Raw genomic sequence first — 14,053 nt, forward strand, 5'->3', positions numbered from 1 at the left:
GGAATACTATGAGTCTGAATTTCCTTGATTTCGAACAGCCGATTGCAGAGCTGGAAGCGAAAATCGATTCTCTGACAGCGGTAAGCCGTCAGGATGAAAAACTGGATATTAACATCGACGAAGAAGTGCATCGTCTGCGCGAAAAAAGCGTAGAACTGACGCGCAAAATCTTTGCCGATCTCGGCGCATGGCAGATTGCCCAGCTGGCCCGTCATCCACAGCGCCCATATACCCTGGATTATGTCCGCCTGGCGTTTGATGAGTTTGACGAACTGGCAGGCGATCGCGCTTACGCTGACGACAAAGCTATTGTTGGCGGGATCGCACGTCTGGACGGGCGCCCGGTGATGATCATTGGTCATCAGAAAGGCCGCGAAACCAAAGAGAAGATCCGTCGTAACTTTGGTATGCCAGCACCAGAAGGCTATCGTAAAGCTCTGCGTCTGATGGAGATGGCTGAGCGTTTCAATATGCCAATCATCACCTTTATTGACACCCCGGGCGCTTATCCTGGCGTGGGCGCAGAAGAACGCGGTCAGTCTGAAGCCATTGCACGTAACCTGCGTGAGATGTCTCGTCTGAAGGTACCGGTCATCTGTACCGTTATCGGTGAAGGGGGTTCCGGCGGTGCATTGGCGATTGGCGTGGGCGATAAAGTGAATATGCTGCAGTACAGCACCTATTCCGTTATCTCCCCGGAAGGCTGTGCATCCATTCTGTGGAAGAGCGCAGACAAAGCGCCGCTGGCTGCCGAAGCGATGGGCATCATTGCCCCACGTCTGAAAGAGCTGAAGCTGATCGACAGCGTGATCCCTGAACCTCTGGGTGGCGCGCATCGTAAGCCGGAAGTGATGGCCGCTTCCTTGAAAGCACAGCTGCTGGCGGATCTGGCGGATCTGGACGTGCTGAGCAAAGAAGACCTGCTCAATCGCCGTTACCAGCGCCTGATGACTTACGGGTACGCATAAGCTTCACAATTATCTGAAAAGCCGCACAGTGTTGCGGCTTTTTTTATACCTGCGGTTTACCCTGGCTATGCTTAGCTAATGTTTTTAAAGGAGGAAGCCCGTGAATATCATTGCCATTATGGGGCCACACGGCGTCTTTTATAAAGACGAGCCGATCAAGGAGCTGGAGCAGGTCCTGCAATCTCGCGGATATCAGCTGATCTGGCCGCACAACAGTGCCGACCTGTTGAAGTTTATCGAACACAATCCGCGTATCTGCGGGGTCATCTTCGATTGGGATGAATACGATTTGGAGTTGTGCAGCGAGATCAACAAGCTGAACGAATACCTCCCGCTGTACGCGTTTATTAATACCCACTCGACGATGGACGTTAGCGCCCACGATATGCGTATGGCGCTGTGGTTCTTTGAATACTCTCTAGGCGTTGCACAAGATATTGCGACCCGCATCCAGCAGTATACCAACGAATATCTCGATAACATCACCCCGCCCTTTACCCGCGCGCTGTTTACCTATGTGAAGGAAGGAAAATATACCTTCTGCACGCCAGGCCACATGGCGGGAACGGCCTATCAAAAAAGCCCGGTGGGTTGCCTGTTCTATGACTTTTTTGGTGGGAATACCCTTAAGGCAGACGTGTCGATTTCGGTTACGGAGCTAGGCTCTTTGCTCGATCACACCGGTCCACATCTGGAAGCCGAAGAGTACATCGCCCGTACGTTTGGTGCTGAGCAGAGCTATATGGTGACCAACGGCACCTCGACATCGAATAAAATCGTCGGGATGTACGCCGCACCCGCCGGAAGCACGCTTCTCATCGACCGCAACTGCCATAAGTCGTTGGCGCACCTACTGATGATGAGCGACATAGTGCCGCTGTGGCTGTCGCCCACCCGTAATGCGCTGGGTATCCTGGGCGGTATTCCTCGACGCGAATTTACCCATGCGGCAATTGAGAAAAAAGTGGACGTAGTCCCAGACGCCAGCTGGCCGATCCACGCGGTGATCACCAACTCAACGTACGATGGTCTGCTGTACAACACCAACTGGATAAAACAGACGCTGGACGTGCCATCGATTCACTTTGATTCCGCGTGGGTGCCCTACACCAATTTCCACCCGATTTACGCGGGAAAAAGCGGCATGAGCGGCGAGCGCGTGCCGGGTAAAGTATTTTTTGAAACGCAGTCGACGCACAAAATGCTGGCTGCGTTTTCTCAGGCCTCGTTAATTCATATCAAAGGTGACTATGACGAAGATACCTTTAACGAAGCCTTTATGATGCATACCACCACCTCACCAAGCTATCCGCTTGTGGCATCCATCGAGACGGCGGCAGCGATGCTGCGCGGCAATCCGGGCAAGCGTTTGATAAATCGTTCGGTGGAACGGGCGCTGCATTTCCGCAAAGAAGTTCAGCGCCTGAAAGACGAAGCTGACGGTTGGTTCTTCGATATCTGGCAGCCAGAAGAGATTGATGAGGCGGAGTGCTGGCCCGTCGCGCCGGATGAAGGCTGGCATGGTTTCCGGGATGCGGATGCGGACCACATGTTCCTCGACCCGGTTAAAGTCACGATCCTGACGCCCGGTATGGATGAACAGGGCAATATGAGCGACGAGGGGATCCCCGCCGCGTTGGTGGCGAAATTCCTTGATGAACGCGGCGTCGTGGTCGAGAAGACTGGCCCTTATAATCTGCTGTTCCTGTTCAGCATTGGTATCGATAAAACCCGTGCGATGGGGCTGCTACGCGGTCTGATGGAGTTTAAGCGCGCTTACGATCTTAATCTGCGGGTGAAAAACATGCTGCCGGATCTCTACGCAGAGGATCCTGACTTCTACCGCAACATGCGCATTCAGGATCTGGCGCAGGGGATCCACAAATTGATCCGCCAGCACGATCTGCCGCGCCTGATGCTGCAGGCGTTTGACGTGCTGCCGGAGATGAAGATGACGCCGCACAAGGCCTGGCAGCGGCAGGTGAAAGGCGAGGTCGAAACCATCGAGCTGGAAAATCTGGTTGGACGCGTGTCGGCCAATATGATCCTGCCTTATCCACCGGGCGTACCTTTGCTGATGCCCGGCGAGACGATCACCGAAGCGAGCCGGGCAGTGCTCGATTTTCTGCTGATGCTGTGTTCGATCGGGCGTCATTATCCGGGCTTTGAAACGGATATTCACGGTGCAAAGCGGGACGAGCACGGTAGTTATTGGGTGCGAGTCCTAAAATAATGGTGACCCCTTGCAAGGCGCGGGTTTTCGGTTGTAACGTGCAGGGCATCATAAAAAGGAGAAGCTATGCTGGGTTTAAAACAGGTTCACCATATTGCGATCATTGCCACCGATTACGCGCTAAGTAAGGCGTTCTACTGCGATATACTTGGCTTCACGTTATTAAGCGAGGCATACCGCGAAGAACGCGATTCCTGGAAAGGAGACCTGGCGCTAAACGGGCAATATGTGATTGAGCTGTTTTCTTTTCCTTTTCCGCCTGCGCGTCCGTCTCGTCCGGAAGCCTGCGGCCTGCGTCACCTGGCCTTCAGCGTGGATGACCTTGATGGCGCGGTGAAACATCTGGAAGAGCATGGCGTGCAGTGTGAAGCAATTCGCGTCGATCCCTTCACCGACAAGCGCTTTACCTTTTTCACTGACCCGGACGGTCTGCCGCTGGAGCTTTACCAGCAGTAATCCCCATCATGTGTGATAATGCCCGCTCAGTTCGGGCATCTTTATGTGTAATCTCCTATGACCTTACCCGCTATCGCGCAAGCCGTTTCTCCGTACCGCCAGCTGTTGGTGGGGTTTAGCGGTGGCCTGGATTCCACCGTTTTACTTCATCGTCTTATGCTTTGGCGCGATCTTGAACCCGACGTTCAGCTCCGGGCAATGCATATCCATCACGGATTAAGCCCCTACGCTGACGACTGGCTAGCGCACTGCAAAGCGCTGTGCGCGGCGTGGGAGATTCCGTTAATCGTTGAACGGGTGGCGCTTAAAGAAGAGGGACTGGGCACGGAGGCGCATGCGCGAAAAGCCCGTTATGCCGCCTTTACCCGTGCGCTACGGCCTGGAGAAGCGCTGGTGACGGCACAACATCTGGATGACCAGTGTGAAACCTTTTTGCTGGCGCTCAAACGCGGAAGCGGCCCCGCCGGGTTATCCGCGATGCCTGAGCGTGCTGATTTTGCCGGTACGCAATTAATTCGTCCGCTGCTGGGCGAGGCGCGCGCTTCTCTGGAAACCTGGGCACGAGAACATCAGCTGAGCTGGATTGAAGATGAGAGCAATCAGGACGACAGCTATGACCGCAACTTTTTGCGTTTACGTGTCCTGCCGCTGCTGACCGAACGCTGGAGACATTTTCCCGACGCAACGGCAAGAAGCGCCATGCTTTGTGCTGAACAGGAGAGTCTGCTGGATGAGTTACTGAGCGAAGAGCTTGCTGAACTGATTTCTGCCGAAGGAGCGCTGGCGATTGCGCCACTGCAGGCGATGAGTCCGGTGCGACGAGCGGCACTGATACGACGCTGGCTGGCATTCCATCGTGCCGCTATGCCGTCACGGGCGATGCTGACTCGGATTTGGGATGAGGTGGCTGTGGCGCGGGAAGATGCTGCCCCGAGCATACATCTGAACGGTTTTGATGTGAGGCGTTATAAGCGGCAGCTCTGGTGGATTAAATCCACTCCGTCGCTTTCTGATGTCGTTCTCGATTGGCCGTCCCTGGAGGAGCCGCTGGCGCTGCCCCATGAGATAGGGCGCGTTTCGCTGGTAAATAGAGGGCATGTGCGTCTGCCGGAAAGCGATGAACGTGTCACCGTGCGCTTTAAGGCGGGCGGTATGCTGCATATCGTCGGGCGTAGCGGGGGGCGGAAGCTGAAGAAAATCTGGCAGGAGTGTAATGTGCCACCATGGCTGCGCGATACCACGCCACTGCTGTATTACGGGGAGACGCTGATTGCGGCTGCAGGCGTATTTATCACGGAAGACGGGTGGGCAGACGCGGGGATGGCATTTGAGTGGGAAGCGTAACGGGCAGCCTGGCTGCCCGTGATTGTCATCAGGATTCGCTTACCACGACGGTACCGATTTGCGGGTGGCTGAAGCTGGCAATTTTGTCCAGGCGCAGCTCACGCGTTGCACCGGCATCTTCCACGATCAGGTATTCCACATTCTTACGTGAAACCAGATCGCTGGCTTTTGCCTTCAGTGCTTCGCCATCTTTTAGCTCCAGCGCCAGTATTAAATGTTGCTGGCAGGCGAGTTCGAGGGTGTCATAGTCATCACAATTGATGGGTTGATAAGTTTCATTCATCGACATAATCGCTCACCAATAAATTCGCCGCAGCATACGCTGCTTTTTCCCTGACCGATTCCGAAAGGCTCTCATCAGAGGCCACTTCATTAAGCACTTTTAATACACAGCCCAACGCATCCGGGATATACCCCAGATCTCCGCTGGCGATTTCCGCATACCGTTTGCGAATTAGCTCACAATAATTATTCACATCCCCTCCCGCCAGCGCACTGACTTACTGTGAGATATCATTAAGCCTACGAAGATAAACTCGGTTTAGCAAGGTGACTATACCATACTCATTTAAGCAATATCAGAGCCTTGATAGGAGGCTAATCATCACCTCGTAACAGCCTTTTGCCTCGGTTTTCGCTACAATGTGCGCCTTAATCGAAAGGAGTTCTCTCATGGCGCTGAAAGCGACAATTTATAAAGCTGTGGTCAATGTGGCGGATCTTGACCGTAACCAGTTTCTGGATGCGTCATTAACGCTGGCACGTCATCCTTCTGAGACCCAGGAACGCATGATGTTGCGCCTGCTGGCGTGGATTAAATATGCCCATGAGCGCCTGCAGTTTTCCCGTGGATTAAGTGCAGAAGACGAGCCTGAAGCCTGGCTGCATAACGATCATATGGGTATCGATTTATGGATTGAACTGGGTCTTCCCGATGAGCGCCGGATTAAAAAGGCGTGCACCCAGTCTGCTGAAGTGGCGTTATTCACATATAATCAACGCGCTGCAGAGATTTGGTGGCAGCAGAACAAGAGTAAATGCGGGCAGTTTAAAAACCTCACCGTCTGGTATTTGGATGATGAGCAACTGGCGCAGCTGAGCGCATTTGCTGGCCGGACGATGGCGCTACAGGCAACCATTCAGGACGGCGCGATTTGGCTTTCGGATTCTCAGAATAATCTGGAAATTCATTTTGCGGCGTGGCAGCCCGCGTCATGATTGTTTTGTCCCGAAACGTGAGCATTCCTGACAATGAGCTGGAGATTACGGCTATACGCGCTCAGGGAGCGGGGGGGCAGCACGTTAACAAGGCTTCAACGGCGATCCATTTGCGCTTTGACATTCGGGCCTCCAGCCTGCCAGAGTATTATAAAGAGAGCTTACTTGCCGCCAGTCATCACCTGATCACCAGTGATGGGGTGATTGTGATTAAAGCCCAAGAGTACCGCAGCCAGGAATTAAACCGGGAAGCGGCGCTGTCCAGGCTTGTGGCGGTTATCAAAGAGTTAACCGCAGTGCAAAAAAGCCGGCGGGAAACGCGGCCGACCCGTGCATCGAAAGAGCGCCGGCTGTCGTCGAAGGCGCAAAAATCCACAGTGAAAGCATTACGCGGTAAAGTTCGTCGCCCTACGGAGTGACGAAAGGGAAAACACTTTTCATAAGGAATTCATTGTGAAAAAAGCATTATGGTCCGCGCTGGCAGTCAGTACGCTGTTTGCGCTTTTCGGCTGTAACAACCGTTCGGAAACGCAGGTTGTCCAGCCAACGCAAAATGAAGAATTAAAACCGATGCAGCAGAGCTGGCGCGGCGTCCTGCCATGCGCTGACTGCGAAGGTATTGAAACGTCTCTGTTTCTGCAGAAAGATGGTACCTGGGTAATGAATCAGCGCTATCAGGGTGCAAAAGAGCCTTCCTCTTTTGCCTCTTACGGTACCTGGGCGCGCACGGCGGAGAAGCTGGTGCTGACGGATACCACTGGGGGTAAAACCTGGTTCCGCCCTAAAGGTGACAGCATGGAGATGCTCGATCGCGAGGGTAATCCGATTGAGTCACAGTTCAACTACACGCTGGCACCCGTGAAGGCGGCGCTCCCTGCTACGCCAATGGCGATGCGCGGAATGTATTTCTACATGGCGGATGCAGCGATCTTTACCGACTGTGCCACCGGCAAGAAAGTTAGCGTAGCGAACAATGCGCAGCTGGAGCGTGATTATGCCGTCGCGCGTGGCAATGACAGCAAACCCGTTTTATTGACGGTTGACGGCCACTTTACGCTGGAAGCAAATCCGGATAGCGGAGAGATGGTGAAAACGCTGGTGGCGGATAAAGACGCGAAGTTTGTTGCCGGTAAAGACTGCGGCAGTCAATAAGCTGGCGTTGAGCCATTAAAAAACCCCGCTGATGCGGGGTTTTTGTTTTCTTAACCTTTGATGGCTTTCACCAGATAATCAAGAACGTCACCGGTCTTGATCATCTGCTTCTCGCCGCTGCGACGGTATTTATATTCGATTTCGTCGCTGTCGAGGTTACGGTCGCCGATAACCACGGTGTGCGGAATACCGATCAGCTCCATATCTGCAAACATCACGCCTGGACGCTCTTTACGGTCATCCATCAGCACTTCAATACCCTGCGCACGCAGCGCTGAGTACAGCTTCTCGGCCAGCTCCTGCACGCGGTAAGACTTGTGCATGTTCATTGGCAGAATCGCAACCTGGAACGGTGCGATGTTGTCAGGCCACACGATGCCACGTTCGTCGTAGTTCTGCTCAATCGCCGCCGCGACTACGCGCGTCACCCCGATACCGTAGCAACCCATAGTCAGAACCTGGTTACGACCGTCTTCCCCCTGAACGGAAGCGTTCAGCGCGCGGGAGTATTTGTCACCCAACTGGAAGATGTGGCCCACTTCGATACCGCGTTTGATCATCAGGGTACCCTGACCATCCGGGCTTGGATCGCCAGCGACCACGTTACGGATGTCGGCCACTTCTGGCGTTGCGACATCGCGATCCCAGTTGATGCCAAAGTAATGTTTACCGTCGATGTTCGCGCCAGCGGAGAAGTCGCTCATTGCCGCAACGGTACGGTCGATAACAACCGGAACGGGCACGTTCACTGGACCCAGAGAGCCAGGACCGGCATTCACGACGGCGCGGATTTCAGCTTCCGTCGCGAAGGTCAGTGGGCTGGCAACCTGCGGCAGCTTCTCAGCTTTGACTTCGTTCAGTTCATGATCGCCGCGTACCAGCAGGGCGACCAGCGGGTATTCACTGCCTTCGGTGGATTTCACCAGCAGCGTTTTCACCGTTTTCTCAATAGGCAGATTGAACTGCTCAACCAGCTCGGCGATGGTTTTCGCGTTTGGCGTATCAACCAGCTTCATCTCTTCGGTTGCAGCGGCGCGCGGCTCTTTTGGTGCCAGGGCTTCTGCAAACTCGATGTTAGCGGCGTAATCAGACGAGTCAGAGAAGATCACATCATCTTCACCGCTCTGCGCCAGCACCTGGAACTCATGGGACGCGCTTCCACCGATAGACCCGGTATCTGCCTGTACAGCACGGAAATCCAGACCCATACGGGAGAAGATTTTGCTGTAGGCCGCGTACATTTTGTCGTAGGTCTCTTGCAGCGATTCCTGAGAAGTATGGAAAGAGTAGGCGTCTTTCATCAGGAATTCGCGAGAGCGCATGACGCCAAAGCGTGGACGCACTTCGTCACGGAACTTGGTCTGGATTTGGAAGAAGTTCAGCGGCAGCTGTTTGTAAGAGCTCAGCTCGTTACGGATAAGGTCGGTGATGACTTCTTCATGGGTTGGACCGAGAACGAACGGACGCTCGCCACGGTCAACGAAGCGCAGCAGTTCCGGGCCATACTGCTCCCAGCGACCGCTCTCCTGCCACAGGTCAGCGGGCTGAACCACAGGCATGGACACCTCGATAGCACCGGCGTTGTTCATCTCTTCACGCACGATGTTTTCGACTTTTTTCAGGACGCGCACGCCGGTCGGCAGCCAGGTGTACAACCCGGAGGCCAGCTTGCGGATCATCCCGGCGCGCAGCATCAGCTGGTGGCTGATCACCTCGGCGTCGGCAGGTGTCTCCTTCAGAGTGGAGAGCAGATATTGGCTAGTACGCATGTTGTTACGGTTCCGTTTCGACGAGTGGGACAGGCTGAAAGGCCAACCTGACACAAAAAAAGTGGTTTAGTTTACCAGTGTGGCAAAGATGCCAAAAGAGAGGAAAATAAAATTACCTGGGTTCCAGGGCAAAGACTTCAAAACCTGCCTCTGTAACACGCCAGCGAACGTTAAAATCCAGTAGCCAGACGGCGTAGGTTTTCCCTGCTTCCTCTTCTTTGCGGTAGGCCGGTCGCGGGTCCTGAGCCAGAACCTCAACGATAAAGTCCCGCAAACGGGGATAGCGTTTTTCAAGCAGACTCATCTCTGCTGCGAGCCCTGGCGTGAAGTAAACAGGCATATCCGCCGGCGGTGCTTCCTGAGCATAACTTGCCCGTGCATCTGGCAGCGCTTCAGCGAACGGCAAATAGGGCTTAATATCGATAACCGGCGTGCCGTCGACCAAATCAAGACTGCCTAATTCCAGAATCACCTGCTCCTTCTTACAGCGTATGCCTTTCAGTTCGACCAGCGACATCCCGATTGGGTTGGGGCGAAAGGTAGAACGGGTCGCGAAGACGCCCATTCTGGCATTGCCACCCAGACGGGGAGGGCGCACGGTTGGACGCCAGCCACCTTCCATTGTCTGGTGAAACACAAAGACAACCCAGAGGTGACTGAACGCTTCAAGCCCGCGTACCGCATCGGCCTGATTATAAGGTGCCATCAAGTGAAGCTCGCCACCGCCGTAGGTAACCAGCCCAGGCTGGCGCGGCACGGCGAACTTCTCTTTATAAGGCGAGCGGATAATGCCTATCTGCTCGAACTGAAATGAACTCATTTCGCCGTGACGTTCAGCGCAGAACCGATGCAAACCGCCTGACGATAGCAGCCTGGAGTGCCGCTGGTGACTTCGCAACTGTGCAACAGAACCGCGTTGGCCTTCATTTTCGCCGCGTTAATCTGCATACGTTTGCGGGCTGTCGGGATATTCGGAGGGGAATCCTGATTGCTTGCCTGGCAGGACTCACCGCTCACTTCCCCCAGTTCACGGAAAGGCTTGCCCACGAGATCGTCGGCTTTGGTAATAATACGTACCGGCGCAGGGCGAGGCGCTTTCGGTTTTGCTGGCTCCGCTTTTGGCGGGGTTGCAGTGCTTTGAACAGGTTCAACAGGAGATCTGCTTAGCATAGAACAGCCGCTCAGCATGAGTGCTAAAAGACAGATCGGTAAAGCACGCATAATAATTCCTCAGTGGATAATCAAAACGTCAGATATTGAATCAGTTGCCCGTACAAATGACAAGACGGGCATAAGCCCGTCCTGATGATATTACACTGAGGTGAGATTACCAGCCTTTAACAGCGCCGCCGTTAAACACCTTGTTGGCTTCCTGGTAAACTTCGTCTGACTGATAAGCCTCAACGAATTTCTTCACGTTTTCTGCGTCTTTGTTGTCTTCACGCGTTACGATCAGGTTGACGTACGGGGAGTCTTTGTCTTCTACAAAGATACCGTCCTTCGCAGGCGTCAGGCCAATCTGGCTGGCATAAGTGGTATTGATCACGGCCAGAGCGATCTGCGCATCGTCCAGGGAGCGTGGCAGCTGTGGTGCTTCCAGCTCAACCAGTTTCAGATTTTTCGGGTTCTCGGTGACGTCCAGGACGGTCGGCAGCAGACCAACGCCGTCTTTCAGCTTAATCAGACCCACTTTCTGCAGCAGCAGCAGGGAGCGGCCAAGGTTAGTTGGATCGTTAGGAATGGCTACCTGAGAGCCCGGCTGGAGTTCATCCAGAGATTTAATTTTCTTGGAGTAACCGGCAATTGGGTAGACAAAAGTATTCCCCGCCGCAACCAGCTTATAACCACGATCTTTGATCTGCTGATCCAGATACGGTTTGTGCTGGAAGGCGTTGGCGTCGATGTCACCTTTGCTCAGTGCTTCGTTCGGCAGAACGTAATCGTTAAAGGTGACCAGCTCAACGTCCAGACCATATTTCTCTTTAGCCACTTTCTGCGCGACTTCAGCAACCTGCTGTTCTGCACCCACGATAACGCCCACTTTGATGTGGTTTGGATCTTTCTCGTCCTGACCACAACCCACCAGGGCCAGAGAGCCGATCAGCGCGCCTACCGCTGCAATGGTCTTTAATTTAAACGCCATGTTTTATCCTTAACTCGTCGAGTTTGTGTTGTGTGTAACGTTATTTATGAGTAACAGCCCGGACGATGCGATCGCCAGAGAATTGGATTAAATAAACCAGAACAACCAGCAATACCAGAACGGTATTCATTACGGTAGCGTTATAACCAATATAGCCGTACTGATAACCAATTTGGCCTAAACCGCCCGCGCCCACGGCGCCACCCATTGCCGAATAGCCGACCAGCGTAATCAGCGTAATGGTTGCCGCATTCACCAGGCCTGGCAGCGCTTCTGGCAACAGAACTTTGCGCACGATCTGCATCGGCGTGGCACCCATTGCACGAGAGGCTTCAATCAGACCGGTTGGGATTTCCAGCAGAGCATTTTCTACCATGCGCGCGATAAAGGGCGCTGCGCCCACGGTCAGCGGAACGATAGCCGCCTGCAGGCCGATAGACGTCCCGACAATTATGCGGGTAAAGGGAATCATCCACACCAGCAGAATGATGAACGGGATAGAACGGAAAATGTTCACCAGCGCAGAGAGCGTGCGGTAAACCTTTGCGTTCTCAATGACTTGCCCTGGGCGCGTGACGTAAAGCAGTACGCCGACCGGCAGGCCAATGACGAAACCAAAGAAACCCGATACGAAGGTCATAGCCAGCGTTTCCCAAACGCCGCGAACCAGTAACCAAATCATTGGCTCAGACATAACCCAGTACCTCTACTTTTACGTGATGTTCTTGCAGCCAGGCAATTGCCGCCTGGGTTTCTTCTTGCGTGCCGTGCATTTCCGTCAGCATGATGCCGAACTTCACGCCACCGGCGTAATCCATCTGCGCGCTGATGATATTGTTGTTCACGTTGAAGCGACGCGCGGTTTCAGAAAGAAGTGGCGCGTCAACTGACTGGCCGGTGAACTCCATGCGCAGCATTGGGACGCTGTCTGCCGTCTGTTCTGTTTTTAAACGTGCCAGATAATCTTCCGGAATATCCAGATGCAGCGTGGACTGAATGAACTGCTGTGCCAGCGGCGTCTTCGGATGTGAAAACACTTCACTCACCGTATCTTGCTCAATCAGTTCGCCATTGCTGATCACCGCGACGCAGTCGCAGATGCGCTTAACCACATCCATCTCATGCGTAATAAGGAGAATAGTGAGGCCAAGGCGACGGTTAATGTCTTTCAACAATTCAAGAATAGAACGCGTCGTTGCCGGGTCCAGTGCGCTGGTGGCTTCATCGCACAACAGCACGTTAGGATTGCTTGCCAGCGCACGGGCAATAGCCACACGCTGTTTTTGCCCACCGGACAGATTCGCCGGGTAGCTATCATGCTTATCACCGAGGCCAACGAGGTCCAGCAGTTCGGTTACGCGCCGCTTAATTTCGTCTTTTGGCGTGTTGTCCAGCTCCAGCGGCAGTGCAACGTTGCCAAAAACGGTGCGGGATGCCAGCAAGTTAAAGTGCTGGAAAATCATGCCAATCTGGCGACGTGCTTTGGTCAGTTCTTTCTCTGACAGGGCGGTAAGATCCTGGCCGCCAACTTCTACGCTACCTTGGGTTGGACGCTCAAGCAGGTTAACACAACGGATCAGCGTACTTTTACCTGCACCCGATGCGCCAATGACGCCATAAATTTGACCAGCAGGAACATGCAGGCTGACGTTGTTCAGCGCCTGAATGGTTCGGTTCCCCTGCTGGAATACTTTGGTGATATTGGAAAGTTTAATCATTAGATTATTTTTATCGTATGTAAGTTAGCCGTGGCATTTTCTTCTGCCAGATACGGGTAATGACCGTAAACAAAATGGATGTTAAGGCATCCAGACGTCTAAATCAATCCAGCAGTGTGCGATGAGCACTTTATTGCTCTGCAATTCATGAGATACTAGTTGAACATGCCTTTTTCAGGAGCAAACCGGTGGCAAAATCAGTACCCGCAATTTTTCTCGATCGTGATGGCACTATTAATGTGGACCACGGTTACGTCCATGAGATTGATGAGTTCGAATTTATCGAGGGCGCAATAGAGGCAATGCGCCAGTTGAAAGAGATGGGCTATGCGCTGGTGGTGGTGACCAATCAGTCTGGTATTGCGCGTGGAAAATTCACCGAAGCGCAATTTGAAACGCTGACCGAGTGGATGGACTGGTCGCTTGCCGATCGCGGTGTTGATCTTGATGGTATCTATTATTGTCCGCATCACCCGCAGGGAACAGTAGAAGAGTACCGTCAGACATGTGATTGCCGTAAGCCGCATCCGGGCATGCTGATTTCAGCTCAGGAATTCCTGCACATCGATATGGCTGCTTCTTATATGGTGGGCGATAAACTGGAAGATATGCAGGCAGCCGCAGCGGCTGGCGTGGGAACCAAAATACTCGTGCGCACCGGGAAACCCGTAACCCCCGAAGCTGAGAACGCAGCTGATTGGGTGATTAATAGTCTGGCAGAGCTGCCTAAAGAGATTAAAAAGCACCAAAAGTAACCTTTTTGGTGAAAAGGTGAGCGGTTGAAATAAAAATGCATTTTTCCGCTTGTCATTCCTCGGCGGCTGCCTATAATGCGCCTCCATCGACACGGCAGATGTGAATCACTTCACAAACAACCCGGTCGGTTGAAGAGAAAAAATCCTGAAATAACGGGTTGACTCTGAAAGAGGAAAGCGTAATATACGCCACCTCGCAACGGTGAGCGAAAGCCGCGTTGCACTGCTCTTTAACAATTTATCAGACAATCTGTGTGGGCACTCAAAGTGACATGGATTCTTAATGTCTTCGGACAA

Annotated in this window: 16 protein-coding genes; 8 read left to right on the forward strand and 8 right to left on the reverse strand. The window is 53.4% G+C overall.

Going from position 1 to position 14,053, the window contains the following annotated elements; translation table 11 throughout:
• The first annotated feature begins 8 nt into the window (after positions 1–8).
• From accA to tilS, 4 genes are all read left to right on the forward strand, one after another.
• On the forward strand, positions 9–968 hold the full coding sequence (gene accA, locus V5P19_RS13735) for an acetyl-CoA carboxylase carboxyl transferase subunit alpha (protein ID WP_112012869.1): 960 nt from the start codon (positions 9–11) through the stop codon (positions 966–968).
• Between the two features lie 100 nt (positions 969–1,068).
• Entirely contained in the window at positions 1,069–3,201 is a 2,133-nt protein-coding gene (locus tag V5P19_RS13740; protein WP_334404126.1) for a lysine decarboxylase LdcC, read from the forward strand.
• A 66-nt stretch (positions 3,202–3,267) separates the two neighbouring features.
• Positions 3,268–3,657, forward strand: coding sequence for a VOC family protein (locus V5P19_RS13745; protein ID WP_334404128.1), 390 nt, complete (start codon positions 3,268–3,270; stop codon positions 3,655–3,657).
• A gap of 57 nt (positions 3,658–3,714) precedes the next feature.
• Positions 3,715–5,001 carry a tRNA lysidine(34) synthetase TilS gene (gene tilS / locus V5P19_RS13750; protein ID WP_334404130.1) on the forward strand — a complete coding sequence of 429 codons (1,287 nt, stop codon included), beginning with the start codon at positions 3,715–3,717 and terminating at the stop codon, positions 4,999–5,001.
• Between the two features lie 28 nt (positions 5,002–5,029).
• Here the strand turns inward: tilS and rof are convergent, their stop codons facing one another.
• Positions 5,030–5,290, reverse strand: a complete 261-nt coding sequence (gene rof, locus V5P19_RS13755; RefSeq protein ID WP_334404132.1) for a Rho-binding antiterminator — start codon at positions 5,288–5,290, stop codon at positions 5,030–5,032.
• A complete protein-coding gene (locus V5P19_RS13760) occupies positions 5,277–5,477 on the reverse strand; it encodes a YaeP family protein (protein WP_006173580.1) in 201 nt (66 codons plus the stop codon). Before V5P19_RS13760 ends, rof begins: the two co-directional genes overlap by 14 nt.
• A 196-nt stretch (positions 5,478–5,673) precedes the next feature.
• Here V5P19_RS13760 and V5P19_RS13765 point away from each other — a divergent pair, with 196 nt between their 5' ends.
• The 3 genes from V5P19_RS13765 to nlpE are packed head-to-tail and all read left to right on the forward strand — an operon-like array spanning position 5,674 to position 7,371.
• The gene (locus tag V5P19_RS13765) at positions 5,674–6,219 is read left to right on the forward strand and encodes a YaeQ family protein (RefSeq protein ID WP_334404134.1); all 546 of its coding nucleotides are present in this window, start codon (positions 5,674–5,676) and stop codon (positions 6,217–6,219) included.
• Positions 6,216–6,638 (forward strand): alternative ribosome rescue aminoacyl-tRNA hydrolase ArfB, encoded by a 423-nt coding sequence (gene arfB, locus V5P19_RS13770; RefSeq protein ID WP_334404136.1) that lies wholly within the window; start codon positions 6,216–6,218, stop codon positions 6,636–6,638. Before V5P19_RS13765 ends, arfB begins: the two co-directional genes overlap by 4 nt.
• Before the next feature lie 34 nt (positions 6,639–6,672).
• On the forward strand, positions 6,673–7,371 hold the full coding sequence (gene nlpE, locus V5P19_RS13775) for an envelope stress response activation lipoprotein NlpE (protein ID WP_334404138.1): 699 nt from the start codon (positions 6,673–6,675) through the stop codon (positions 7,369–7,371).
• Between the two features lie 50 nt (positions 7,372–7,421).
• Here nlpE and proS read toward each other — a convergent pair whose 3' ends face one another.
• From proS to metN, 6 genes are all read right to left on the reverse strand, one after another.
• Positions 7,422–9,140 carry a proline--tRNA ligase gene (proS, locus tag V5P19_RS13780; RefSeq protein WP_334404140.1) on the reverse strand — a complete coding sequence of 573 codons (1,719 nt, stop codon included), beginning with the start codon at positions 9,138–9,140 and terminating at the stop codon, positions 7,422–7,424.
• 112 nt (positions 9,141–9,252) lie between these two features.
• Complete coding sequence (gene tsaA, locus V5P19_RS13785) at positions 9,253–9,960, reverse strand: tRNA (N6-threonylcarbamoyladenosine(37)-N6)-methyltransferase TrmO (protein WP_334404141.1); 708 nt, start codon at positions 9,958–9,960, stop codon at positions 9,253–9,255.
• On the reverse strand, positions 9,957–10,361 hold the full coding sequence (rcsF, locus tag V5P19_RS13790) for an Rcs stress response system protein RcsF (protein ID WP_334404143.1): 405 nt from the start codon (positions 10,359–10,361) through the stop codon (positions 9,957–9,959). The genes tsaA and rcsF overlap by 4 nt, the downstream gene beginning before the upstream one ends.
• A gap of 106 nt (positions 10,362–10,467) precedes the next feature.
• A complete protein-coding gene (gene metQ, locus V5P19_RS13795; RefSeq protein WP_334404145.1) occupies positions 10,468–11,283 on the reverse strand; it encodes a methionine ABC transporter substrate-binding lipoprotein MetQ in 816 nt (271 codons plus the stop codon).
• A gap of 40 nt (positions 11,284–11,323) precedes the next feature.
• Positions 11,324–11,977 (reverse strand): methionine ABC transporter permease MetI, encoded by a 654-nt coding sequence (locus V5P19_RS13800; protein ID WP_334404147.1) that lies wholly within the window; start codon positions 11,975–11,977, stop codon positions 11,324–11,326.
• Entirely contained in the window at positions 11,970–13,001 is a 1,032-nt protein-coding gene (metN, locus tag V5P19_RS13805) for a methionine ABC transporter ATP-binding protein MetN (protein ID WP_334404148.1), read from the reverse strand. The genes V5P19_RS13800 and metN overlap by 8 nt, the downstream gene beginning before the upstream one ends.
• Positions 13,002–13,189: 188 nt before the next feature.
• Between metN and gmhB the strand changes: the two genes are divergently transcribed.
• A complete protein-coding gene (gene gmhB, locus V5P19_RS13810; RefSeq protein WP_334404150.1) occupies positions 13,190–13,756 on the forward strand; it encodes a D-glycero-beta-D-manno-heptose 1,7-bisphosphate 7-phosphatase in 567 nt (188 codons plus the stop codon).
• The last annotated feature ends 297 nt before the right edge of the window (positions 13,757–14,053 follow it).

Source organism: Enterobacter sp. UNJFSC 003, from assembly GCF_036903355.1.
GTDB lineage: Bacteria > Pseudomonadota > Gammaproteobacteria > Enterobacterales > Enterobacteriaceae > Enterobacter.